At 28.7% G+C, this 26,145-nt stretch carries 21 protein-coding genes and 1 other annotated feature; of the genes, 18 read left to right on the top strand and 3 right to left on the bottom strand.

The window, feature by feature from the left end; genetic code table 11:
• Nucleotides 1-135: 135 nt before the first annotated feature.
• Complete coding sequence (locus T483_RS0113370; protein WP_026887316.1) at nt 136-1,365, bottom strand: MFS transporter; 1,230 nt, start codon at nt 1,363-1,365, stop codon at nt 136-138.
• A 393-nt stretch (nt 1,366-1,758) separates the two neighbouring features.
• Here T483_RS0113370 and T483_RS0113365 point away from each other — a divergent pair, with 393 nt between their 5' ends.
• The 15 genes from T483_RS0113365 to T483_RS0113295 all read left to right on the top strand — a co-directional run bounded on the left by T483_RS0113365 (nt 1,759) and on the right by T483_RS0113295 (nt 22,207).
• Nucleotides 1,759-2,418: a nitrite reductase gene (locus T483_RS0113365; RefSeq protein ID WP_026887315.1), complete on the top strand. Its 660-nt coding sequence runs from the start codon at nt 1,759-1,761 to the stop codon at nt 2,416-2,418.
• 100 nt (nt 2,419-2,518) lie between these two features.
• Nucleotides 2,519-3,184, top strand: a complete 666-nt coding sequence (locus T483_RS0113360; protein ID WP_026887314.1) for an HAD family hydrolase — start codon at nt 2,519-2,521, stop codon at nt 3,182-3,184.
• 503 nt (nt 3,185-3,687) lie between these two features.
• Nucleotides 3,688-5,622 (top strand): [FeFe] hydrogenase, group A, encoded by a 1,935-nt coding sequence (locus T483_RS0113355; RefSeq protein ID WP_026887313.1) that lies wholly within the window; start codon nt 3,688-3,690, stop codon nt 5,620-5,622.
• A 741-nt stretch (nt 5,623-6,363) separates the two neighbouring features.
• A complete protein-coding gene (locus T483_RS0113350) occupies nt 6,364-6,987 on the top strand; it encodes a DUF47 domain-containing protein (protein ID WP_026887312.1) in 624 nt (207 codons plus the stop codon).
• Nucleotides 6,980-7,978, top strand: a complete 999-nt coding sequence (locus T483_RS0113345) for an inorganic phosphate transporter (protein ID WP_026887311.1) — start codon at nt 6,980-6,982, stop codon at nt 7,976-7,978. Before T483_RS0113350 ends, T483_RS0113345 begins: the two co-directional genes overlap by 8 nt.
• Nucleotides 7,979-8,144: 166 nt before the next feature.
• Entirely contained in the window at nt 8,145-9,341 is a 1,197-nt protein-coding gene (locus T483_RS0113340) for an Mbeg1-like protein (RefSeq protein ID WP_026887310.1), read from the top strand.
• 330 nt (nt 9,342-9,671) lie between these two features.
• Nucleotides 9,672-10,517: a metallophosphoesterase gene (locus T483_RS0113335; RefSeq protein ID WP_026887309.1), complete on the top strand. Its 846-nt coding sequence runs from the start codon at nt 9,672-9,674 to the stop codon at nt 10,515-10,517.
• A gap of 169 nt (nt 10,518-10,686) precedes the next feature.
• Nucleotides 10,687-11,511, top strand: a complete 825-nt coding sequence (locus tag T483_RS0113330) for an MBL fold metallo-hydrolase (protein ID WP_026887308.1) — start codon at nt 10,687-10,689, stop codon at nt 11,509-11,511.
• Nucleotides 11,512-11,656: 145 nt separating this feature from the next.
• The gene (locus tag T483_RS0113325) at nt 11,657-12,034 is read left to right on the top strand and encodes a phage holin family protein (RefSeq protein ID WP_026887307.1); all 378 of its coding nucleotides are present in this window, start codon (nt 11,657-11,659) and stop codon (nt 12,032-12,034) included.
• Between the two features lie 255 nt (nt 12,035-12,289).
• Nucleotides 12,290-12,670, top strand: coding sequence for an SMU1112c/YaeR family gloxylase I-like metalloprotein (gene gloA2 / locus T483_RS0113320; protein ID WP_026887306.1), 381 nt, complete (start codon nt 12,290-12,292; stop codon nt 12,668-12,670).
• A gap of 42 nt (nt 12,671-12,712) precedes the next feature.
• Complete coding sequence (locus T483_RS0113315; protein WP_026887305.1) at nt 12,713-13,903, top strand: MalY/PatB family protein; 1,191 nt, start codon at nt 12,713-12,715, stop codon at nt 13,901-13,903.
• 460 nt (nt 13,904-14,363) lie between these two features.
• Nucleotides 14,364-14,583: a binding site (T-box leader), on the top strand.
• A gap of 264 nt (nt 14,584-14,847) precedes the next feature.
• Nucleotides 14,848-17,493 carry a valine--tRNA ligase gene (locus tag T483_RS0113310; protein WP_026887304.1) on the top strand — a complete coding sequence of 882 codons (2,646 nt, stop codon included), beginning with the start codon at nt 14,848-14,850 and terminating at the stop codon, nt 17,491-17,493.
• A gap of 269 nt (nt 17,494-17,762) precedes the next feature.
• On the top strand, nt 17,763-18,614 hold the full coding sequence (locus tag T483_RS29110) for a TerC/Alx family metal homeostasis membrane protein (RefSeq protein ID WP_051560378.1): 852 nt from the start codon (nt 17,763-17,765) through the stop codon (nt 18,612-18,614).
• 196 nt (nt 18,615-18,810) lie between these two features.
• Nucleotides 18,811-20,124 carry a bifunctional folylpolyglutamate synthase/dihydrofolate synthase gene (locus tag T483_RS0113300; protein WP_026887303.1) on the top strand — a complete coding sequence of 438 codons (1,314 nt, stop codon included), beginning with the start codon at nt 18,811-18,813 and terminating at the stop codon, nt 20,122-20,124.
• 103 nt (nt 20,125-20,227) lie between these two features.
• Nucleotides 20,228-22,207: an HIRAN domain-containing protein gene (locus T483_RS0113295; RefSeq protein WP_026887302.1), complete on the top strand. Its 1,980-nt coding sequence runs from the start codon at nt 20,228-20,230 to the stop codon at nt 22,205-22,207.
• A gap of 129 nt (nt 22,208-22,336) precedes the next feature.
• Here T483_RS0113295 and T483_RS0113290 read toward each other — a convergent pair whose 3' ends face one another.
• A complete protein-coding gene (locus tag T483_RS0113290) occupies nt 22,337-22,594 on the bottom strand; it encodes a TIGR03905 family TSCPD domain-containing protein (RefSeq protein WP_026887301.1) in 258 nt (85 codons plus the stop codon).
• A gap of 225 nt (nt 22,595-22,819) precedes the next feature.
• Between T483_RS0113290 and T483_RS0113285 the strand changes: the two genes are divergently transcribed.
• Entirely contained in the window at nt 22,820-23,698 is an 879-nt protein-coding gene (locus tag T483_RS0113285; protein ID WP_026887300.1) for a YncE family protein, read from the top strand.
• Nucleotides 23,699-23,714: 16 nt separating this feature from the next.
• On the opposite strand, the gene T483_RS0113280 is transcribed toward T483_RS0113285, so the two are convergent.
• Nucleotides 23,715-24,239: a DUF4364 family protein gene (locus tag T483_RS0113280; RefSeq protein ID WP_026887299.1), complete on the bottom strand. Its 525-nt coding sequence runs from the start codon at nt 24,237-24,239 to the stop codon at nt 23,715-23,717.
• A 167-nt stretch (nt 24,240-24,406) separates the two neighbouring features.
• On the opposite strand from T483_RS0113280, the gene T483_RS0113275 reads away from it, so the two are divergent.
• Both T483_RS0113275 and T483_RS0113270 read left to right on the top strand, forming a co-directional pair.
• A complete protein-coding gene (locus tag T483_RS0113275; protein WP_026887298.1) occupies nt 24,407-25,192 on the top strand; it encodes a polysaccharide deacetylase family protein in 786 nt (261 codons plus the stop codon).
• Nucleotides 25,193-25,407: 215 nt separating this feature from the next.
• Nucleotides 25,408-26,058, top strand: a complete 651-nt coding sequence (locus tag T483_RS0113270; protein WP_026887297.1) for a single-stranded DNA-binding protein — start codon at nt 25,408-25,410, stop codon at nt 26,056-26,058.
• The last annotated feature ends 87 nt before the right edge of the window (nt 26,059-26,145 follow it).

Here is a 26,145-nt window from a genome sequence, read left to right as displayed (position 1 = left end):
AAATGAATTTATTATAAACAGTTTAGCGCATTGATTATTGCAAAGTAAAAAACTTTAAATAGTAACCATAATACTATTTAAAGTTTTTTTATTTAAAATATTTAATTAAAAAATTCATTAACTAAAAATATATTTTTAGTTGTTGCTTGATTGAAATTTATCAACATGTAATATAGAAGGAAATAATTTCATCCATAGTACTACTACTGCTATAGTTCCAATACCTCCAATAAGAGCAGCGGGAACAGTTCCTAATAGAGACGCTGTAATGCCTGATTCAAATTCACCAAGTTGATTGGAAGTTCCTATGAATATCATATTTACAGAACTAACTCTTCCTCTCATATAATCTGGAGTATTAAGTTGAACAAGTGTAGATCGTATAACAACGCTAATTACATCGGAAGCACCTAAAATCAAAAGGGCAAGGAAAGATATTATAACAGATCTGGATATTGCAAAAACTATAGTGGACAAACCGAAGAATATAACAGCTATGAACATTGTTCTTCCTACATTGTGCGTTAATGGTTTTCTTGCCAGATAAGCAGACATTAATAATGCTCCAACGGCAGGAGCAGATCTAAGGATACCTAAACCAAAAGAACCTATCATTAGAATGCTACTTGCGTAAATTGGAAGCAAGGCTGTTGCGCCCCCAAATAATACTGCAAATAAATCTAGGGATATTGCCCCAAGTATTATAGGTCTGCTTTTTATAAAAGATATTCCTGCGAATAAGGATTTTATATTAGCTGGCTCAGATTTAAAGTTCTCTTTCTTGATTGAAATTTGAGATATTAGAATACCTGAGATTAAATATAAGATACCAGTTAATAAAAAAACTAGGGTTGAACCAAGAGTATATAAAATTCCACCTACAGCTGGTCCTATAATAACTGCAAATTCTGAAACTGAAGACATCAAAGCAGAAGCTCTTGGAAAAGTTTCCTTACTAACAATATTAGGCAATAATGCTTGCATTGGCGGACCCTCGAATGAATGAGCTACAGCTATAAAGAAAATAAGAATTAAAAATCTTTCCTTGGTAATCAATTCACTGTAATTTCCAAAGGCCATAATAAAAATGAATATACTTTGAGCTGCCTGACTTAAGGTTACTATTTTTCTTCGATCATATCTATCTGAGATATGGCCGACAAAAAGAGATAGAAAAAGCATTGGTAAAAACTGAACTAGTCCAACAAGACCTAAATAAAATGCTGAATGGGTTAAGGAATACATTTGCCATCCAATAGCAACTGTAATTATTTGATATGCAAAATTAGTGGAAATACGTGCTGTCATTAATAATTTTAATGATTTGTTTTTGAGTAAAGTAGAATTATCTTTAGTTGAAATCATCATATTTCAGAACCTTTCTATTCTATGGTGTTATAGCTAAATAAATATTAGTAAATAATAGGTTTATAATATATTAAATAGCATTATTAATAGTATATACCTGGGATGAACACGTATCAAGTTTATAGTGGGGTTTTATTCGATAAATAAATCTCATAAACTACTGAATTTGTTAAGTAATCTATTAAATTCATTAACATAAAATTTTCTTGGTTAAAAATTAGCTTTGGGTTAAAATATAATAAGGTAAAAGTTTTAAATTAATGGAGAGCAAAAATGGAAAATTGAAGAAGAATTTATCAATTGTAAATAATTATTTATGTGAAAAATATGATAAAATAAACATTAATCTAGTATTAAATATTATTAATACACATAAGAGGAGGATATAATATGAGTTTTGGAAATCTTCAGAAGATAAATAATGGAAAAAGAACTTTTGGAATAACTCCGCATATTCCAGGTGGTTTTATTACCGTAGAAACTATGCAAAAAATTGTGGATGTAGCGAAAAAATATGATGGTATATTAAAAATAACTTCAGGACAAAGGATATTAATAACTAATCTTAAGCAAGAAGACTTAGAAAATATTTGGAATGAACTTGGAATGGAACCAGCAGTTAAAACACAAAATTCAGTTAAGAATGTTGAAATATGTCCGGCTGGATACTGTAAAAGATCTAAATATAACACAATTGGGACAGGAATGAAGCTTTCAAGAAAATATCAGTGGATGGAAATGCCGTGTAGGACTAAAATAGGAGTGGCAGGCTGTAGAAATGCTTGCGGCAGCGTTTATAGTAAAGATGTTGGAGTGATAGCAGATAAAACTGGGTTCATTGTTTCAGCAGGGGGATCAGGAGGTTATAACCCAAGAATGGCAGATATTATTGCTAAAGATATAACAGAAAGCCAAGCGTTAAGTTTAGTTGATAATATTTTTGAATATTATATAGAAAATGCAGAAGCAGGGGAAAAGTTGGGATTTTTTATTGATAGAATCGGAATTGAGAAATTTAATCAAGATGTTTTAAAGGGTATAGATATATAGATTCCTTATACATAATTTGGAGTTATATAAATGATATCTAAAAGGTCTTTAAAAAAAGATAGAAATTTGATTAAATAAAAAATTAATTCACGGGGGAATAATGAAAAAAATAAAAGCGGTGTTATTTGACATGGATGGAGTTATATTCGATACAGAGAGAGTATATTTAGAGACTTGGAAAAAGATTTTTAAGAAGTATGGATATAATATGAGTGATGATGTTTATATTTCTGTAATGGGAAGAGGACGGAAAAACGTAATCAAGAAATTTTTAGAGTTATATGGGGAAAACTTGCCTATAAAACAAATGTATGAAGAAAAAGATAAGGAATTAAAGAATGCAGTAGAAAGTGGTCAAGTTGCTATTAAAGAAGGGGCGAAGGAAATTTTAGAGTTTCTAAAAGAGAGAGGATATAGAATAGCTCTTGCGACATCGGCTAAAAGAGAACGAGCCAATATTCAGTTTAGAAATACTGATATCAAAGAAGATTTTGATGTTATGGTTTATGGTGATGATGTAGTAAAAGCCAAACCAGATCCAGAAATATTTCTAAAGGTGGCTAAAAAGCTTTGTGTAAATCCTAAAGATTGTATTGTTATAGAGGATTCTGCTGCTGGTATTGAAGGAGCTTATAAAGCTAAAATGATAGGAATACATGTAGAAGATCTTAAGAAAGCCGACAATGATATACTAAAGTATTGTCATAAAAGCTTTGAGAATTTACTAGATATTAAGGCGTACTTAAGTAAGAATATTGATAGGTAATAATTAATATATTCAGAATTTACGCTAAATTGTGTTTTTATAAATGTTTATTATCTTACTATTTTGATAAAATCCGGTACATAGCTTGGAGATTATTCTAAAATAATACTTATTTTAGACAACAAATTTATTAATAATAAATTTGTTGTCTTTTTTTATAAAATAATCATATAATATTTAATAATTTTCTATAAATATATGTTATAATAGATTGGCGACGCATAAAATAGAGAGCTTCGTATTTATCTCGTTATTAACTTAAGGGGGAGGATAATAAGTTTATTATTAAACGTGTTAAGAAAGTTTTATTAACTTGAAGAATTCGCGAAATATGGTGTATCATATATATGGATTTTCTTTATTAAAATAGTGCGTTAATAGATACAATAGATTATTATGCGACGGTTTTGTTAAAAATAATAAACAATTATACTAAATGATATATATTTTATATGATTAGATTTGAAAATAAAAAGAAGACAAAATGTTAAGGAGTGAATATTATGGGAGATAATAAAAAATCTTTTATACAAAGTGCATTAGGTTCAGTTTTTTCTGTTTTTAGCGAAGATGAATTAAAAGAACTGTCAAACGGCAGAAAAATTGCTATATGTGGAAAAGTTAATAATCCAGGGATAATAGAAGTTCCAGAAGGGGCTACCCTTAATGAAATAATACAATTATGTGGTGGGCTTATAAACAAAAGTAACTTTAAAGCAGCTCAAATAGGACTTCCTTTCGGTGGTTTTTTAACAGAGGATAGCTTAGATAAAGAATTTGATTTTGGATTATTTTATGAAAATATTGCAAGAACAATTATTGTTTTATCACAAGAAGACTGTATTATTCAGTTTGAGAAATTTTATATAGAATATTTATTAGCAAAAATTAAAGATGGATCTTATAAGAACTATGAAGTTGTTAAAGAGGACATAACTGAAATGTTTAATATATTAAACAGAATAAGTAAAGGTGTGTCTAATATGCGTGAGATTTATCTTTTGAGAAATCTTGCAGTGACAGTTAAGAGTAAGATGAACCAAAAGCATAATATCATGGAAGAAATAATAGATAAATTCTATGAAGAAATTGAAGAACATATAGAAGAAAAGAAGTGTTATACATCACAATGTAACCATTTAGTAAAACTAACAATTACTAAAAAGTGCATTGGTTGCGGAGCTTGCAAAAGAGCATGTCCTGTTGATTGTATAGATGGGGAATTAAAAAAGAAACATGAAATAGATTATAATAGATGTACACATTGTGGAGCGTGTGTTTCCGCATGTCCTGTTGATGCAATAAGTGCAGGAGATAATACTATGTTATTTCTTAGAGACTTAGCAACACCTAATAAGGTTGTAATTACTCAGATGGCACCAGCGGTTAGAGTTGCCATAGGTGAAGCTTTTGGATTTGAACCAGGAGAGAATGTTGAAAAGAAAATAGCAGCGGGTCTTAGAAAACTAGGAGTAGATTATGTGTTTGATACAAGCTGGGGAGCTGATTTAACAATAATGGAAGAAGCTGCAGAACTTCAAGAAAGACTTGAAAGGCATCTAGCTGGAGATGAGAGTGTAAAGCTTCCAATTCTTACTTCATGTTGTCCTTCATGGATTAAATTTATAGAGCAGAATTATGGAGATATGTTGGATGTTCCTTCTTCTGCAAAATCTCCAATGGAGATGTTTGCTATAGTGGCTAAGGAAATATGGGCAAAAGAAAAAGGACTTTCAAGAGATGAAGTGACTTCGGTTGCTATTATGCCGTGTATTGCAAAGAAATATGAAGCATCAAGAGCGGAATTTTCAGTAGAGATGAACTACGATGTTGATTATGTAATTACAACAAGAGAACTTATTAAAATATTTGAAAATTCAGGAATAAACTTAAAAGAAATTGAAGATGAAGAAATAGATACAGTTATGGGAGAATATACTGGAGCTGGAATTATCTTTGGTAGAACAGGTGGAGTTATAGAAGCTGCCACAAGAACAGCCCTTGAAAAGATGACTGGAGAAAGATTTGATAATATAGAATTTGAAGGTCTTAGAGGCTGGGATGGATTTAGAGTTTGTGAACTTGAGGCTGGAGATATAAAATTAAGAATAGGGGTTGCCCACGGTCTTAGGGAAGCAGCTAAAATGTTGGATAAAATAAGATCAGGGGAAGAATTCTTCCATGCAATAGAAATAATGGCTTGTGTAGGTGGATGCATCGGTGGTGGCGGTCAACCTAAAACAAAGGGAAATAAACAAGCAGCATTGCAAAAAAGAGCAGAAGGGTTGAATAATATAGATAGGTCAAAGACACTTAGAAGATCAAATGAAAACCCAGAAGTACTTTCTATATATGAAAAATATTTAGATCATCCATTAAGTAATAAGGCTCATGAATTACTTCATACAGTTTATTTTCCAAGAGTAAAAAAAGATTAGACTATAAAATTTGAGTATAATTTAAAATTATAGAAAAACCTCGATGCTAAATATCGAGGTTTTTTCTTAAGAATATATTAGACCATAGAATAATATAATCTTTTGCAGTGTATTATTTGGAAAGATTATTTTTGTGTTTCTCTTTACATATGTGATTGAAATTTATAAAATCAATATATACATATTTTTCAGATGATTATGAGTATATTTAAAATATTCTCTGTGGAATGTTAAATTTTATTATATATATGTAATAAGCATTCTTTATTCATATATTTTGAGGAAAAAACAGATATAATTTTATATATGTAATACATCCAGACTTTATTGTCTTAAAGTTATGAATTTTATAGTATACAGATATAGTATTTATTTGTATTATTTTAATTTACTCATTAGACAAAACAGTGTTTTCAAGTATTAATTATACTTTATCATTTAATAAAACGGATTGATTAATAACATTGTGGAATTTTACTTAAAATCAAAAAATTACTTATATAGTTATTATCAATTGATAATAACGACAATGTTGGATAATGATTTTTTTAGTAATAATATAACATAATTTGAATTAATTCAAGAGATACTACAATTGTTAAAATAAGGTGAGTAATATTAAAATTAGGTTAAGTTTTTTAAAAAGAGTTTAAAAATGTTACAAAATAGAATATACTTGTTACTGGATTATGTATTTAACAATATGTCGAATATTTATATTTTATAGGGAGATGTGATAATATGTTTAATTTAAATCCGAAGGAAGATAAATTCTATAAAATGTTTATAGAAGCTTCACAAAATGTAGAGGAAGGTGCAAAAGTATTAAGAAAAAGCCTAGACTCATTATCAAATATTGAACTTAATGTTAGCAAAATCGAAGAATTAGAACATAACGGTGATAGATTAGTAAATGTTATGGTTAAAGAATTAAATGATTCATTTATAACTCCTTTTGATAGAGAAGATATGTACTTATTAATTAAAAGACTAGACGACATTTTAGACCTAATCAACTCAACAATACATAGATTTGTAATGTTTAACGTTACTGAAAGTACAGAACCAGCAAAGTATTTAGCTGATATGATAATAAAATGTACAAAACTCATATCAGAATTAATGGATGAACTTCATTTAATAGCTGGTAAAAATAATATAAATGAAAAGATACTAACAATAAATCAAATAGAAAGTGAAGTAGATCGTTTATTTAGAAATACAGTAGGTGAATTATTTAGAAATGAAAAAGATCCTATTGAAATTATAAAATGGAAAGAAATATATCAAATATTAGAAAACACTATTGATAAGTGTGAGAAAATTGCAAATATTGTAGAGGGAGTTGTCATTAAGAATGTTTAGTACTATGACTATAACAGTATTAATAGTAATTACAGTATTAATATTTGACTTTATCAATGGATTTCATGATACAGCAACAGCGGTAGCTACTTCTATAACGACAAGAGCGCTTAAACCGCAAACAGCTATAGTAATATGTGCAATTTTTAATTTCATTGGTGCATTCGCAGGAACAGCGGTTGCAAAAACTGTAGGAGAAAATATAGTAAGTCATAATTCTATGCCTCAATGGGTTATATTAGGAGTTTTAATTTCAGCAATAATATGGAACATAATAACATGGTATTTTGGTATTCCAAGTAGTTCATCTCATGCGTTAATAGGTGCACTAGTTGGTGGCGGAATAGCTTATAATTTGAGATTTGATGTAGTAAATTGGTATAATCTTTTTCACGACGTGGTGATATGGATATTTATTGCACCAATTGTTGGTTTTACAGTGGGATACATATTAATGATATTATTAAATTGGATATTAAAACCATTTAAGCCTGGAATAATAAATAAAGTCTTTTTGAAATTACAAGTTGTTGCTGGTTCACTTATGGCGTTAAATCATGGAAGTAATGATGCTCAAAAGTCTATGGGATTAATAACTATGGCATTATTAAGTGGTGGACTTATCAGTACATTTGAAGTTCCAACATGGGTTATAGCATGTTGCGCTATAGCTATGGCTCTTGGGACAGCGTCTGGAGGAAAAAAAATTATCAAAACAATGGGAAGTGGAATGGCAAAATTAACACCAGTAAATGGGTTTGCAGCTCAAACAGGAGGCGCAGCCGTAATATTTTTAGCAACACTATTTCATGCACCAGTAAGTACAACTCACATTATTTCGACAACTGTAATGGGAGTAGGAGCTTCTAAAAGAATTAAATCTGTAAAGTGGGGAGTTGCTCAAAATATAGTTTGGGCTTGGATTTTAACTATTCCAATAACAGCAGCTCTTTCAGCATTCATTATATTTATAGCAAAACTATTTATGTAGTATCTGAGTAATAAGCTCAAGGTGCTTATAATAAAGTCCTATGGATATTATTTTAAAGTAATAAACCTATAGATTTCATATAACTGAGATCTATAGGTTTATTTTTGTATTACATGAATAACTTATTAATATAAAGATAATTAATTTAAGATTGTATGGAGGTAGAATGAGCAGTTTAACTTACGAAGAGTTAATACTTTTAGATAATCTGATATACTTAAAATGGGATATAGAAGAAGATGAAAAACTTATAAGTCTTGTAGATAATTTATTAAAAAGTGAGAATTTTGACTATCTTATGGAAGCCATTGGAGATTGTATAATAAGAATGGATACAAAAGAATGGATAATGATATTAAATCAAATAAAAGTTAAACCAAATTTAAGTAATCTAAGAATTAAGCATGTAAATGATTATAATAATGGAATGGAATATGCCTGCTTTGTAAACGAGGATGGAAATGCAACAGTAATTTTTAGGGGAACAGCTACAACAAAAGAATGGAATGATAATGGTAAAGGTTCTTATGAATATGATACACCGGAACAAATAGAGGCCTTAAAATATATAAATAGCCTTGAATATAGTGATATTATGGTATCAGGCCATTCTAAGGGCGGGAACAAGGCTCAATATGTATCAATATTTTCTCCTAAAGTAAGCAAATGTGTTTCTATTGATGGACAGGGATTTTCAAAAGAATTTATCAGTAGATATGAAGAAGAAATTAGCAAAAATCAGAAAAAGATTATATCTATAAATGCAAAATATGATTATGTAAATTGTTTATTTAATTCGATATCAGAAAAAAATATCTATATAAAAACCGAAATTCAGATTAACCCATTTGATTATCATAAGGCAAGTGTGCTTCTAGACGGAAATGGCAATTTGAGAGATGAGACAACCGAAGCTGAATTTTCAAAAATAATTAATTACTTTTCTTCTAGTATAATATCAAATTTACCCGATAATTTAAGATATTTAGTAATAGATGGCATTGTAAATGTAATAGAGCTCATGTTGTGTAGGACGGATGGTAAGGATAATCTATTTAAAGCATTAGGCGAGTATTTAATAATGTTTTGCCATGATGATTGTTCTAACTATAAAGAATTTTTTAGTATAGGATATGCTGTATCAGAGATATTTATATTACCATTATTGTTTTGGAAGGATTTTGTTATTATAGAGGAAAGTAATTCAAAGGAATTGCTTAATAATGTAGTAGTAAGAATGAAGTTATTGGAAAGTATGGCGATAAAAAAATTACAAATAATAGATAAGAGCCAAATAGATTTAATACAGAACATATCAAGCGCAGTTGATGAGCTAATATATAGAATTGAGAATGAAATTTAGAGGTATAAAAAATCAAGTGCTTTTGATGTAAAATGCCTAATTACAAATAAAACTTGTGCATTTAATATTTTTTATATGGTGCATAAGTTTTGAATGTGAATAAAAAGAATAAAGAATATCAAAAAACATAAAATATTATAATCAATTTCAGAGTATAGAATTAATTTTTTATTAAGCTTATAGTATTATAAAATATATAGAAATTAAAGGATTAAAATAATTTCAGAAGTTAAATATTTTGTGGTAAATAGAAATTTAGCAAAAACTCTTGAGTTTAATTACAGTTAAAATAGGATTATTTGTTAATATTGAAAGAAGTGGAGTGAATAAATGATTAAAAAATTACTTGCATTATCAGGTTTTGCTTTAATCTCTACATTAATATATTTAGATAATAAAATGATAAAAGTGTCTAAATATGAAATAAGAAGTGATAAGATTCCGAAGGAATTTAATGAATTTAAAATAATTCAGTTATCAGATTTTCATGACTATAATTTTATTGGAGAAGATAATTCACAAGTAATTAAAAAAATTAATATTGAATGTCCCAATATTATTGTTATGACTGGTGACATGGTTAACAAGTATGATAAAGATTTTAGTGTTTTTTTAAAATTAGCAGAAACTTTAAGTAAGACCTATAAAATATATTATATTATAGGTAATCATGAACAGAGACTTAAAAAAAATGATTTAGATTTCATTATAAAAAAGTTGAATGAATTTAATATAACTATATTAAATGATGAAAAAATAGCTGTTAAGGTAGAAGACAGTTATCTTAACATTTATGGCATAAATGTTCCACTTTCATTTTATAAAACAAGAAATAAACCGTCAAATATTGAAGCGGTAATTGGAAAACTATTAAAAAAATGTAGTGCTGAAGAATATAATATATTGTTAGCGCATAATCCTCTATATTTTGAAACATACGCAAGATTTAATATAGATTTAGTTTTATCGGGCCATGTTCATGGAGGAATGATACGATTGCCGTTTTTAGGAGGAGTACTGTCTCCAGAAAGAAAGTTTTTCCCAAAGTATAGTAGTGGAGTTTATAAATTAGGGGATAAAAAGCTTGTTGTAAGTAGAGGAATGGGGCATAGTAAACCAGGCATTAGATTGCTTAATATGCCAGAGATATTAAGCATAACTTTAAGAAATGAATGATAGAAATTTAAAATTTTTTAAAAATAAAATTAAATATAAGATTAGATTCTGCTATTATATTTTAAAGGTAACTATACGAAGTTATTAAATCATCTACTATTGCATAAAATCACAGCATATACAAAGACTAAATACATGAAAATTTAATTTAAAAACTGGAGGAAAATATATGGGAAATAGAATGGTAGAATTTTTAGCAGAAATTACTGAAAAATCATTGCAAATTACTCCAGATATATTAGTTTTGCAATTTACTATCGTTAATTCGTGTATTATAAGCAATAGTGATGATAAAATTAGTAAATGGGTGATTGTAGATACAGGGCTTGAGAATTCAGCTGAGTATATTATTAAATGTGCAGAAAATAAATTTGGGAAAGGGAGTTCTCCAGAAGCCATAATTCTTACTCATGGACATTTTGATCATGTTGGTTCGGTGATTACATTGGCAGAATATTATAATGTTCCAGTCTATATTCATGAACTTGAAATTCCGTATATAACTGGGAAAAAGGATTATCCACTAGCCGATCCTACTGTAGATGAAGGATTAGTGGCAAAAATATCAAGAACTTTTCCTCATACAAGCATTGATTTAGGGAAACATGCAGTTCCACTTCCTAAGGACTATACTGTACCTGGATTGGATGGATGGACATATATTAATACACCAGGGCATTCAGAAGGACATATCTCACTATTTAATGAAAAGAATAGAGTGCTTATTGTTGGCGACGCTTTTGCAACAGTGAAACAAGAATCTATAATGTCTGTTTTAACACAAAGGGAACAAATAGATGGTCCACCTAAATATCTAACGACAGATTGGAAGAAAGCAGAGGAATCTGTAAAATTACTTTGGAAATTAAAACCTAATTTGGCGATTCCAAGTCACGGAAGACCGATGGAAGGTAGCGAATTGAGGGAACATCTAAAATACCTCATAGATAATTTTTACGAAATTGCAAAGCCTGAGCAAGGAAAGTTTGTTTGATTTGATTATTTATGACAGTATTGGAAGTATCCTTTATATACTAATTAATATTACATGTAAAAAATATAATATATTTTTATAAGGTGGGAACAATATAATTACACCCAAATAAAATTAATTTTTTAATTTAAGGAGGTAATTATTTATGGTACATGATAAAGAACATTCAACAAAAGAGGGTTCTAATAACAGGAGTATAGGTGGATGGATTGTAAGATTGATTCTAACTGCTATAGTTTTAGGTATAACATCTTTCTTCACACCTGGCTTTAGTATTACAGGAATATGGTCATATTTAATAGCAGCGGTGGTAATAAGTGTAATAGATTACCTAGTAGAAGCATTTATGGGTGTTGATGCATCACCTTTTGGAAGAGGTCTAAAAGGATTTTTTATAGCAGCAATAATATTGTACGTGGCTCAGTTCTTTGTTCCAACTATGGCAGTATCTATCTTTGGAGCAATCTTAGCAGCTTTAGTCATAGGTATATTAGATGCAGTACTACCTGGTAAAGTAATGTAAATATTTAATAAATAGCAATATTCTCAAAGTATTAGGGATGATTATTTTATAATCATCCCTATAATTTTTATTCTCTAGGAAATTATAATGCAGTTAAGTATGTGAGTAACCTATATAATAGGATATTAAAGTGGATTTAAAAAGAACCAAAGGAATAAAGAGGGGAATATATTCGCCTGCGATTTTGTTCTCTTGTTTTTTATAGAATATAAATATATAATTTTATATTATTTAGTGTTGAAAAAGGAGAAGCTTATGGATATAAATTCTATACATCATATTGCAATAATTGCATCTAACTATGAAGTATCAAAAAAATTTTATGCAAATATACTAGGGTTTGAAATAATACGAGAAAATTATAGGAAAGATAGAGATTCATATAAATTAGATTTAAAGATAGGAAATAGTGAAATTGAACTTTTCTCTATGCCAAATGCTCCTAAAAGACCATCATATCCAGAAGCATGTGGGTTGAGACATCTAGCTTTTTGTGTAAAAAATATCGAAGAAGTAATAAAAGAGTTAAATAAAAAAGGAATTGAAACAGAGCCAATTAGAATAGATGAATATACAAATAGGAAGTTTACTTTTTTTAGTGATCCAGATGGTTTGCCATTAGAGTTACATGAATAAACACATACAATAATAAGAATTATTAAAAAGGGGGTATTGTTAATGAAGTATGACTTTCAAACACTGGTATCTAGAAATAATGTAGGTGCAAGTAAGTGGAATTTGATGAGGAAAATTAATAATGATGTTAGTGATTGTATAGTGCCATTTTCTGTTGCAGATATGGAATTTAAAAATCCGCCAGAAATTATTGAAGGCCTTAAAAAATATATAGATTCCAGTATTATGGGGTATACAGAAGCCACAGATATGTATTATAAAGCGGTATGTAATTGGATGAAAAGAAGACATAGATGGAATATTGAGAAAGAATGGATTACTGAATTCTCAGGTGTTGTGCCAGCATTATACACAATTGTTAGAGCGCTTACTAAAGAGAAAGATAATGTTCTAGTTATGACGCCTGTATACTATCCTTTTTATAAAGCAATTACAGATAATAATAGGCAGATAATAAAAAGTGAATTGATATTTAATGAAGATCATTATGAAATAAATTTTGAAGATTTCGAAGAGAAGGCTAAGTTGGAGGATACCAAATTATTAATTTTATGTAATCCACATAATCCAGTTGGACGTGTTTGGAGTGAAGAGGAGTTAAAGAATATTGGTAGAATATGCAGTGATAATAACGTTATTGTAGTATCCGATGAAATTCATTTTGATCTTATAATGCCTGGATTTAAGCATACAGTTTTTGCAAATATATCTGAAGAGTTTGCGAATAATTCAGTTATTTGTACAGCACCAAGCAAAACTTTTAACTTAGCAGGTCTTCAAGTTTCTAACATTGTTATTGAAAATAAAAAAATAAGAGATAAAGTCAGAAGTGAACGTAGAAAGTCTATAGGGAATTTAGGCCTTAATATTTTTGGATATAAAGCATGTGAAATTGCTTATAATGAGTGCGAGCAATGGCTTGAAGAACTTATACAAATTATAAATAAAAATAAAAAAGTCGTGGAGGATTTTTTTAAGAGTAGTATTCCTGAGGTTAATATAATAAATTTAGAAGGAACTTATTTGCAATGGTTAGATTTTAGAGCATTGGAGAAGGATCATAAAGCATTAGAAAAATTTATGACAACACAAGCTATGTTTTTCTTAGACGAAGGTTATGTCTTCGGTGATGAGGGTAAGGGATTTGAGAGGATAAACTTAGCATGTCCAACAAGAGTTCTTCAAGAAGCATTAGATAGACTGTTAGAAGCCATAGAAAGGTGTTACAGATAAAGGTGTCATACAACCTACTAAAAGTATTTATATTATTAAAATATAGGTAGTAAGATAAAAATAAACATTTATTTATAGAAACATAGTTTTATAGTAACATATTATTAAATTTACATATGTATATAGAAAAATACATTTATATATACATATGTAAATATATAAATATTTATAGTAATAATGCGGGTTAAAAAGGATAAGACTTTTATTGTTTTTTAAAAATTCTTATACTACAGATTAGCATAGAAAAAGTGATAGAAAACTATTATTGACAAAAATTATACTATAAGATATCATAAGTGAGAGTTCAAATTTTATGTTTAAATGTTTGAAGTTACTTGCTAAGTTGATGTGAGTTAAAGATAATATAATATATAAAAGCAATGAAAAAGAGGAGTAAAAATTTTGAGGCATTAAAGGAAACTTACTTAAATTAAGTGAGGAGTACAGTTCTTTTAACTAAATCATAGATTTAATAAAGAACTAGTAAGAACTAGGAAGAGAGAGGGAGTAGCTGAAAACCCTTATGCAATAAATTTTGAAGGTAGCTTTTGAGCTTCTTTAGTGAAATAATAGTAGCTAAAGACGGTTTGTCTGAATCGTTATTTAAATTAAGAGTCCATTAATGCAGTAATTCTGTATATGTGGAAATAAAGGTGGTACCGCGAGCTTTCGTCCTTTTGTGATGAAGGCTCTTTTTGCGTTGAGAATAAAAATTTTATATTTTGTTCTTGGAGCTTTCACTGAGGGTATTTTATATTCGCTTATTAGAAAGTCCAAAGTAAACGAATGTGAGTCAGGTTTAATTTATTAAGACACAGCAATTGCAGTGCATATTCTAAAGAATATATATTCTTAGGAATAAATATTCTTTACAATATTTATTGTTTAGAATATAAAAATTTAACAAGTTAATTGTTAGTTTAACTAAGTTTGGAGGAATTAAAATGTCAGAAGAAATAAAAAATATATCAACTACATATGATCCAAAAGAATTTGAAGATAGGATCTATAAAAATTGGGAGGAGAAGGGATACTTTACTCCAGTAATCGATAAGAACAAAAAACCATATACAATAATCATGCCGCCACCAAATATAACTGGACAGCTTCATTTAGGGCATGCATTTGACGATACTCTTCAAGATATGCTTATTAGATTTAAGAGAATGCAGGGTTACTCTACATTATGGTTACCAGGAGAAGACCATGCTTCTATTGCAACAGAAGTTAAAGTTGCAAATCAGTTAGCTGAACAAGGTTATGATAAAAAAGAAATGGGAAGAGAAGCATTCCTTGAAAAAGTTTGGGAATGGAGTGACAAATATAGAGCTACAATAAGAAATCAAGTTAAAAAGCTTGGAGTATCCGCAGATTTTACAAGAGAAGCATTTACAATGGATGAAAATCTTAGCGCTGCTGTAAAACATGTATTTGTTAAGCTTTATAATGAAGGATTAATATATCAAGGAAATAGAATAACTAACTGGTGCACACATTGCCAAACAGCATTATCAGATGCAGAAATTGAATATGAAGAACAAGCAGGACATTTCTGGCATATCAATTACCCATTAGCTGATGGAAGCGGGTTTATTGAAATAGCAACAACTAGACCTGAAACATTGCTTGGAGATAGCGGTGTAGCTGTAAATCCTAATGATGAAAGATATAAACATCTTATAGGTAAAACTGTAATACTTCCTCTAGTTAATAGAGAGATTCCTATAGTTGGCGATGAATACGTAGATTTAGAATTTGGAACTGGTGCAGTTAAGATGACTCCAGCCCATGATCCTAACGACTTTGAGGTAGGAAAGAGACATAACTTAGAAATTATAAGAGTTATGGATGATAAGGGAATTATCAATGAAAAAGGTGGTAAATATAAAGGCTTAGATAGATATGAAGCAAGAAAAGCCATAGTTAAGGATTTAGAAGAAGCAGGTCTTTTAGTTAAGATAAAAGATCACGCTCATAATGTTGGAACTCATGATAGATGCGGAACTACAGTAGAACCTATAATCTCAAAACAATGGTATGTTAAGATGGAAAGTCTTGCAAAGCCAGCAGTAGAAGTAGTCAAAAATGGTAAGACTAAGTTTGTTCCTGAAAGATTTGATAAGATATACTTTAACTGGATGGAAAACATTCAAGACTGGTGTATTTCAAGACAATTATGGTGGGGGCATAGAATTCCAGTATACTACTGTCAAGATTGCGGAGAAATGATGGTACTGGAAGAAACACCAAACACATGTACTAAATGTGGAAGTGCTAATCTTAAGCAGGATAATGATGTACTTGATACATGGTTCTCATCAGCATTATGGCCTTTCTCTACACTAGGCTGGCCAAACAAAACAGAAGACTTAGAATATTTCTATCCAACAAGTACATTAGTTACAGGACATGATATCATCTTCTTCTGGGTTGCAAGAATGATATTCTCAGGACTTCACTGCATGGGAGAAACTCCATTTAATACAGTTCTTATTCATGGCTTGATTAGAGATTCTCAAGGTAGAAAGATGAGTAAATCATTAGGAAATGGTGTTGATCCACTAGAAGTAATTGAAACTTATGGTGCTGATGCTTTAAGATTTATGATAGCTACTGGTAATGCTCCAGGAAATGATATGAGATATTATCCTGAAAGAGTTGAAGCTTCAAGAAACTTTGCTAATAAGATTTGGAATGCTTCAAGATTTGTTATGATGAATCTTGATAAAGAAATAATGAATAAATATAAAGAGTGCAAAGAATATTCATTAGCTGATAAATGGATATTATCAGAAATGAATATATTAGTTAAAGAAGTTACTGAAAACATGGAAAAATATGAACTTGGAATTGCTATGCAAAAAGTTAATGATTTCATGTGGACTGAATTCTGTGATTGGTATATAGAACTTGTTAAACCTGTATTCTATGGTGATGATGAAAAAGCTAAGGGAATAGTTTATAACGTATTAAATACAGTTTTAATTACAGGATTAAAATTATTACACCCAGCTATGCCATTTATAACAGAAGAAATATTCACTCACTTAAGTGATGAAGAAACAATAACAACTTCATCTTGGCCAGAGTTTGATGAAGCTTTAGTAAATAAAGAAGCAGAAGATGATATGGCTTTTGTAATAGAAGCTATAAAAGGTTTAAGAAATGTTAGAGCTGAAATGAATGTACCACCTTCAAGAAAGGCAAAAGTAATCTGCTATATAGCTGAGGATGCTAAAAAAGCATTTAACTCAGGTGTAGCATACATTGAAAAGCTAGCGTCTGCATCAGAGGTGGAATTTATAAGTGATAAGGCTAATGTTCCTGCAAATGCTATATCTCTAGTTGTTAAAGGTGGAGAATTATTTATGCCACTACTTGATCTAGTAGATAAAGATAAAGAGTTAGATAGATTAAATAAAGAAGCAAAGAAACTAGAAGGGGAGATTGATAGAATAGATAAAAAGCTAGGAAATCAAGGTTTCGTTGCTAAAGCTCCAGCAGAAGTTGTTGAGGCTGAAAAAGAAAAGAGAGTTAAGTATGTTGAAATGTTAGAAGCTGTTAAAGTTAGAATTGAAGCTTTAAAATAATTTTAATGAAATTCCGTAAAAGATATTATTAGGTTCTTTGGAACTTAATAATATCTTTTTATTTTAAAAAAGTTCATATATTCTGAAAGATAGGGTGTTATAAGAGCATATAATCAAACATGAATTGAATTATTAGCTATATAATAATTTCAATATATTGTATAGCTAGTAAAATGAAAAAAGTTAAAAACTTTTTTTGGATAAGGATATAATAGAAGGATTATTAATATATATAATTTAAGAATAATATATATGGAGGCGTTTGAATTTTGAAAACGAGAAGGTATTTACTTAACTTAATTTTTTGGATATCCTTATCAATCTTATTTAATATTATTGTATATTACACAAGAGGTGAAACATCAGCATTAGAATATTTTGGCGGTTACATAGTAGAGATGTCGTTAAGTCTAGATAATTTATTTTTATTTCTAATGATATTTTCAAGCTTTAGAATACAAGAAGAATACCAGGAAAGGATACTTTTATATGGCGTTATAGGAGCTATGGTATTAAGGTTGATTTTCATTTTACTTGGCGTAGCCATGGTAAACAAATTTAGTTTTATACTATCTATTTTTGGAGTATTATTGTTACTTAGCGGTATAAAAATATTTCTTAGGGAAGATGATAATATTCAATTTCATGATAACTTGGCAGTCAAAATTTTAAGAAGGATAATGCCTATAACTAATGTTTTGCATGGAAACAAATTTTTTGTTAGGAAGAATAAGGTTATTTATGCTACACCACTTTTTATAGTGCTTTTAATAATAGAATTTTCAGATATTATTTTTGCAATAGATTCAATACCGGCTATTTTTTCAATAACAACGGATACTTTCATAGTTTATACCTCTAATATTTTTGCAATCTTAGGACTTAGAAGCATGTATTATATATTAGAAAAGATGAATAATATGTTTAAGTTCATGAAATATGGAGTGGGATGTATATTAATTTTTACGGGAATAAAGCTAGTAATATTATTTTGGAAAATTGAGATTTCAGTTACCAATTCTGTATTAATTATATTGTCTATTTTATTGGCTAGTATACTAATATCGCTGCTATGGAGCGAATTTGATAAGTTTAGAAATTGGTGCAAAAAACGATCATAATTATTTTAAATCCTATTAATTTTAAAGGGATTACAATTGTTCTTCTAAATAATTATTGAACAAAATTATTGTAGAGATTTTTTTGTTTAGCTTTTAATTAGTCATTTCACTACAATTAAGATATAATGTAAAGTAAATACATATTATTTAGAATTTGCATTTATAGAAAAACATAAAAGACAAAGAGGTAAGAAAAATGAGCATGACTTATAAAGACGCAATGGATTATATTACAAGTGTGGGGAAGTTTGGATCTAATTATGGACTTGAAAGAACTTTTAGAATTTTAGAGTTACTTGGAAATCCTCATGAAAAACTCAAGCTTATTCATATTGCAGGAACTAATGGCAAGGGATCAACTACAGCTATGATATCAAAAATGTTAATTGGAATGGGATATAAAGTAGGAATGTATACATCCCCATATTTAGAAGAGTTTGAAGAAAGAATTCAAATAAATGGGACTAATATTAGCAAAAAATCATTAGTAGATTTAGTGGGAGAAATTAAACTAGTAGTTAATAAAGTGATTGAAGAAGGATATGAACATCCCACTGAGTTTGAAATTATAACTGCTTTAATGTTTCTATATTTCTATAGAGAGAAAATAGATTATGGAGTAATTGAAGTTGGTCTTGGTGGAAGGTTAGATTCCACTAATGTATTAACGCCGAAGGTTAGTGTAATAACTTCAGTAAGTTTAGATCATATAAATATATTAGGTGATAATTTAAAAGACATAGCAAAAGAAAAAGCCGGAATCATCAAAGAAAATATACCAGTTGTACTCTATCCTCAAAAAGAAGAGGCAGAAGAAGTAATATTAAAGATTGCGGAAGAAAAAAACTCAAAAGTATATTTTGTAAATAAGGAAAATGGAAAATTAATTGATATTAATTATGATGACTTTTATCAAAATGTAGTTGTTAAAAGTATCAGAAATATATATAAAGTTAAATTTCCTCTGCTTGGAGAACATCAAATATTAAATCTGGGAGTTGCTTTAAGTGCAATAGAGGTATTATGCGAGAATGAAAAAATAGAATTAAATACAAGCTTAATCGAGAAAGCATTACAAGAAGTTGTATGGATGGGAAGACTCGAGGTCTTAAAAAAGAAACCTACCATAGTAATTGATGGGGCTCATAATATAGATGGAATTAAAGCTCTTAGAAAGAATATAGAGAAATATTTTAAATATAATAAAGTATACTTATTACTTGGCATTTTAGCAGATAAGCAAGTAAAAGAAATGGTACAAGAAATAACTCCATTAGCTGAAAAAGTTTATGCACTTACACCACATAGTGAAAGAGCTGAACTTAGTGAAAATTTAAAAGAAGAAATCTTAAACTACAATTCAAATACTATTGCATTAGAAAGTTATGAGGATGCTTTTTCTTTAGCATTAAAAGAAGCTAAGGAAGAAGATTTAATTGTAGTTAGCGGATCGTTATACATGATTGGGGATATGAGAAAAATTATAAGAAAGAAATTTCCTTATAAATAGAGTTGAGGCGCATAAATATTTTCCAAAGTAGTCTAAAAAATATAAATCAAAAAATTCCGAGGCGAGCTTCGGAATTTTGCTTAAAAGGAGTAGTGAAAGTTATATGGTTAAGAGAGAAATAGAAAACGACACTAATAATAAGAACTCAATCTATTATGATTTAAAAGAATTTCATGATAGAAATCCAGATACACTGTATAGCTATCAAGACTTTGAAGTAGCTGGAAGAAGAGAATTTAAGATTATTACGAATAAGATTCGTAAACTTCAGGATTATGAAAAGAATAGGTTAGCTAGCGAGTTAGTAGAACATTTGTATAATTACGCTTTGGATGAAGAAAAACTATCAAGTGTTCATGACTATATTACATTGAATCCAATTATTAGTTATTATGAAAACTTGATTAAAATCTTCAAAGACTCAATGGAAAATAATAAAGAAATATTTCAAGTAATGAATAAGAGAGTAAATTATTTACTTAAAGAAAGTTCGTATTCAGAAGATGTAAAATTGGGAATACTACTTTCGCCTATATTCAGTATAAAAAACCTGAAAGACATATTAAATGTGTTTTCTATTCATAATGAGTATATTTTCTATACAATCAATGTCTACGAATATATTGGGAATTGCAATAATACAATTTTTGAGATTTCAAAGAAATCCAAAGGATATGGAAAGATATTTTGTATAATGAATCTAACTCCTACAACTTATGAAATAAAAAAATGGATGATAGAAGAAGGTAGTAATAATAGTGTTGGTATTACGGAATTATTATCTTACACTATGCTTTCATTAGATCTTTTGAGTTATTTGGAGAATACAAAGTTTTCTGAAGATGAGATTGAAATTTTTGCAAGGTCTTTCAGCACATTGCTTTCAGACTATAGTTTAGATGATATTAAAAATTCAACAAAAGTTTGTAATAATTTATTGGAAATTATTGATGATATAGGTGGTGGAATATATTCTTTATATGCTGTAGTTTCAATTTTATATTCAATAGAAGCTATTATTATTGATGAATACAAGAATAAAGGCGGTTCAAGTTCGTGTAAGTTAAATAATGATTATAAAGAAATAGTAGATAAGTGTAAAAAAGCTTGCAAGAAAGACTTGTGGCACAATGTGATTGCCAATGAAGTATCCAATATAGAAGTTGAGAGTAGTGTATTGATAAGTTGTGCAGATAAAACAAAGTATAAGTTTAGGAAAAGTGAGTTTGAATTAATTATAAAAAGAGATTATACAAATGCACTTTTATATAAATATGCATTTTCAATTGGAAATAAGTCCATAAAAAAGTGTGCTTTTAAGTTAGGTTTAAAGAAACTGCCAATGACTGAAATATTAAGCGGACAGGATGAATTAAAAATAGAAAATTTACTTTATGAGGATATAGCGCAAATTTGTTTCTTTATAATTATAAAATATTCACAATATGAAGATTTTAAAGATGAATATAAGGAAATTAATCTTCGGGCGTTAAAATCACCGTTAATTGAGACTAGAATTCAAGCAGCCGAAAATCTTCAAAGATTTAAAGAAGAATTTGATTCATTAGATAAAGAAGCCATTAATGATGCTATTAGCACAGAGATTGTTAGTGATGTACGAAGAGCGTTAAATTCGCTTTTAATTAAATCAAGTAGTAAAAAGAATAAAAAATATGTTGAAGTCGATGAGAACATGCATATTGATGCCCATGTTAAAGATGTATATTTAACGAGTGTAAATATTGCTGGAACAAATTACTTTGATATGAGTGAAATATACAATAAATTATTAGAAGATGATATGGTCTATTTAAAAAGAGATTTTGATAATGAATATGACAAAAATGCAATTGAAGTCATAACAATTGAAGGATTTGTAATGGGATATGTTCCAAAAGATAATAATTTAATATTAAAGAATTTAATAGATAAAGGCAAATATCTTTATGGAAAAATAGAAGAGATAAGCGAAGATTATAGTGTTATAAAAATTCAAATATATTTGAGTTATAAAGATGTAATCGAAGAAATAACAAGCACTTTATCATTACTATCTGGACAGAAAGACGATTATTTGCAATAAAATAGTGTAGATAGAAGTTTAATAAAACATAAAAACCATGCATAAAAAAGAAAATATTTCTTTATTTATGCATGGTTTTTATGTTTGCAAAATTAAATTAATTATTGCTAAAACCTTGTAATGTGGTTTTTATTTTATAGAATTTTCTGTTTTCCAAGCTAATAGTGCTTTTGATAGTTGGTCAGGACAAGATGTTCCTTTATTTCTGCAATCTATTCCGCTTAATCTTTTTATTATATCGTCCACAGGCATACCTTTAACTAATTGACCAATGCCTAATAAGTTTCCAGCACATCCTCCAACAAATTCTACATTTTCAAGAATATTATTCTCAATTTCAAGATTTATTGTAGTCGAACAAACTCCGGTTGTTTTATATGAAAACATTCCACACACTCCTTAAAATAAAATATAACTCTATACATTAAAAGTAAGTAGTTATAAAAAAACGTATAATTTACTTACTTTGAGAATGTAATTAGCCAAGCTTCCTTCATTATACAAGAAATTTGTCAATAAATAAAGATAATGAAGTTAATAAGTTGTACCAATAATATATATTCGGAATATATTATAGATAGTAGAATGATTATCTTAAAAGGGGGGAATGGAGTGAGTTATATTGTTTTATGTAATACTGGTTCAGATAGTTTAAATAAAATAAACACTGAGAATCTAAATACTCAAAATATAGTTTTATCTATTGGTGACGGTCCATTTGGCCCTCATGGATTATCATTGTATAAAAATAAGATTTTAGCTGCGAATAACTATAATAATAGCATATCATTGATAGATTTTAATAGTTTTAAAGAAGAAGGCAATATATATGTAGGAGCGCACCCAAATGATATAGTGGCTTATAATGATATTGCTTATGTTTCGTGTGGGGAATCCAACTCTTTAATAATATATGATCTGATAAATGAGAGAATTAATTTTGAAATACCAACGGGAAGATTCCCTCATAATATCACATTGCTAGAAGACAGAAATGCAGTTTTTATAAGTAATATGGGAGATGACAGTATATCTATAATTGACTATATAAATAATAAGGAGATAAAGCGAATTAAAGTGGAAAGTACTCCTGTAAAGATAAGTGTATCAGAAAATAAAAAATATTTATACGTATGTATGAGTTATCTTGGGCATGATAAAAATGGGAGCATCGGAATCATAGATTTAACGACTCTTGAATTAATAAATAAAATCAAAGTTGGACATTCACCGGTAGATCTATTTGAAGAAGAAAACGTCCTATATGTTTCCAATTTATGTGATGGTTCAATAAGTATTGTAAATTTAAATGAACTTAAAGAAGAAGCTAAAATTAATATCGGCGGAATGCCTAGAGGAATAGTAAAATCTAAAGAGAACATATTTGTTGGAGATTTTTTGAATGGAGTACTAAAGATAATAAATACAAAAGATAGAAGAATAAAAACCATACCAATAGGAAATGAACCCAATGGTATGACTTTAATATAAATCGATAAAAGTAACTTTAATTAATTAATAAACTTATTATATTAGTATAAATTTCAGAAGGATTGTTTTTCCATTTAGCACAAATTGAAGTAGCCTGATTTTTAGATGGAACTGATAACTTTAATTCCATTAATAAGGAGTCATCTTCTACAGCTTTAAGATTAACAATAAAACTATCGTTTGCACCTAAGGTGTAATCAGAATGTATGGTTAATTCCTTTTTTATAGACTCTATTTTTTCTTTTATATAGTCATTAATAGTAGACATTTTTGAAGGGGATATTCTATCTTGAAATAAAGAGAGAACATTATCTCCTTTTTCTGTTAATATCAATAATTTTTTATCATTTACATCATGATATTCAACGAATTTAGATTCCTCAAGCTCTGATAAGTATTGTTGGAATGTAAAATAATTAATAAAGTTATTTTCAAGAATTATTTCAGTAAGCTGAGTATTGGATATAGGATTTTTTATTGATTTTAAAACATATAACATTAATAATTTATTTTCTGCTAATTCTGATGAACTTTCGTACATAATTACCTCCATAATTGATGAAAATCTCCTTTTATTATAACACAAATTTTTTTTTAGTGAATAGGAGTATATCATAATTTATAAGTTTAAGTTTACTTAATAGCATAAAAAAATATGTAATGCATATAGTTTAAATATAAAATATAAAGTTAAAAGGAGCATAGAAAGTGACGTGGAAGAAAAAGAGAATCGGTATTGACATATTTTTGATTATCTTTTTAGTATTTATATCGATAGGGATTAGCAAAGCCATACAAGCAATGGGTAATGTCCAGGAGGAAGATCCTATATATTGTGTTGATACTAATGAAAAAGTTATTAGTTTAACATTTGATATAAATTGGGCAGAAAAAGATAATTTGAATGTAATATTAGACATATTGGACAAATATAATGTAAAAGGAACATTCTTCATAATGGGAGGATGGGTAAATTACAGTGAGGACAATGTGAACAAGCTTAAGGCAATAAAAGAGAGGGGGCATGAAATAGGGAATCATAGTTACAAACATCCTATGTTCACAAAAATAGGAGCAGATAGAATGAAAGAGGAAATAGAAAAAACTAATGATACAATTGAAAAATATACAGGTGAGAGACCTAAGTTGTTTAGATTCCCAAGTGGAGATTATAATAAAGAGGCTTTCTCAAAAGTGAGGAACTTAGGATATGTGCCAATTCAATGGAATGTTGATTCGGTTGATTGGAAGGAATTGTCTCAAGAAACGGAATATAACAGAGTTATGAAAAATGCTAAACCAGGATCCATACTTCTTTTTCATAATAATGCAAAGTATACTCCAAACAATTTAGATAGGATTATTAAAGAACTAAAAGAAAAAGGATATGAATTTAAACCAGTAGGTGAAATGATATATTCAGATAACTATAGCGTAGACAATCAAGGAATTCAACATAAAGTGAAACTTGATTCAGCTGGGGCTGAATCTTAGCTGACCTTATAACCTTAAGAGTACAATGTCCAGGTGCTTAGTGCCACTTATTATTATCTTTAAAATTGTGATTTATTAGTGGCAGTTAGTTATTGGATAAAAATAATTAATATTTATTGAAAATAAACTAGTTTTTGTATTATAATGGTAATATATGCTAGTGGGAGCATATATTACACAAAATAAAATAATTTCCGATGGAGAGAGGGATTACAATGGATAATTTGATGTTAAATAACAAAATTTACCTTGAAGGCAAGGTAACATCTGGATTAGAGTTTAGTCATGAAATGTATGGGGAGGGTTTCTACACTTTTGATTTAGATGTAATGAGATTAAGTGATTCAGTAGATAAGTTAAATATTACTGTTTCAGAAAGATTACTAAGTGACATAAAGCTTGATGAGGGTGTAGAAATAATTGTAGAAGGCCAACTTAGATCTTATAACAAGTTTATTGATGGGTCGAACAAGCTAATACTTACTGTTTTTGCAAGAAACATTGAACCATGTCTAGAAAGAAGTAAAAATCCAAATGAAATATTTTTAGATGGGTACATTTGTAAGGAACCTATTTATAGAACCACACCATTTGGACGTGAGATTGCAGATGTATTACTTGCTGTAAATAGAGCATATAATAAATCAGATTATATTCCAACTATTGCCTGGGGAAGGAACTCAAGATTCTGTCAAACTTTAAGTGTTGGAGATAATATTAAAGTATGGGGAAGACTTCAAAGTAGAGAATATCAAAAGAAGGTATCGGACAGTGAAGTTGTGAGAAAGATTGCATATGAGGTATCAATCTCAAAAATGGAGAGAGCTAGTAAAGAAGAGAGTACTGGAGAAGAGGGCGCAGTATAGAACTGTTTATTTAATTTAAATAAATGTTCTAAATTCGAAAAAACTATAAGAATTATGTAATATAAATATAGTATTTTTTCTGGTAAA

This window comes from Clostridium beijerinckii HUN142, assembly GCF_000621745.1.
GTDB classification, from domain to species: domain Bacteria; phylum Bacillota; class Clostridia; order Clostridiales; family Clostridiaceae; genus Clostridium; species Clostridium beijerinckii_A.
This window is presented reverse-complemented; position numbering and strand designations above follow the sequence as displayed.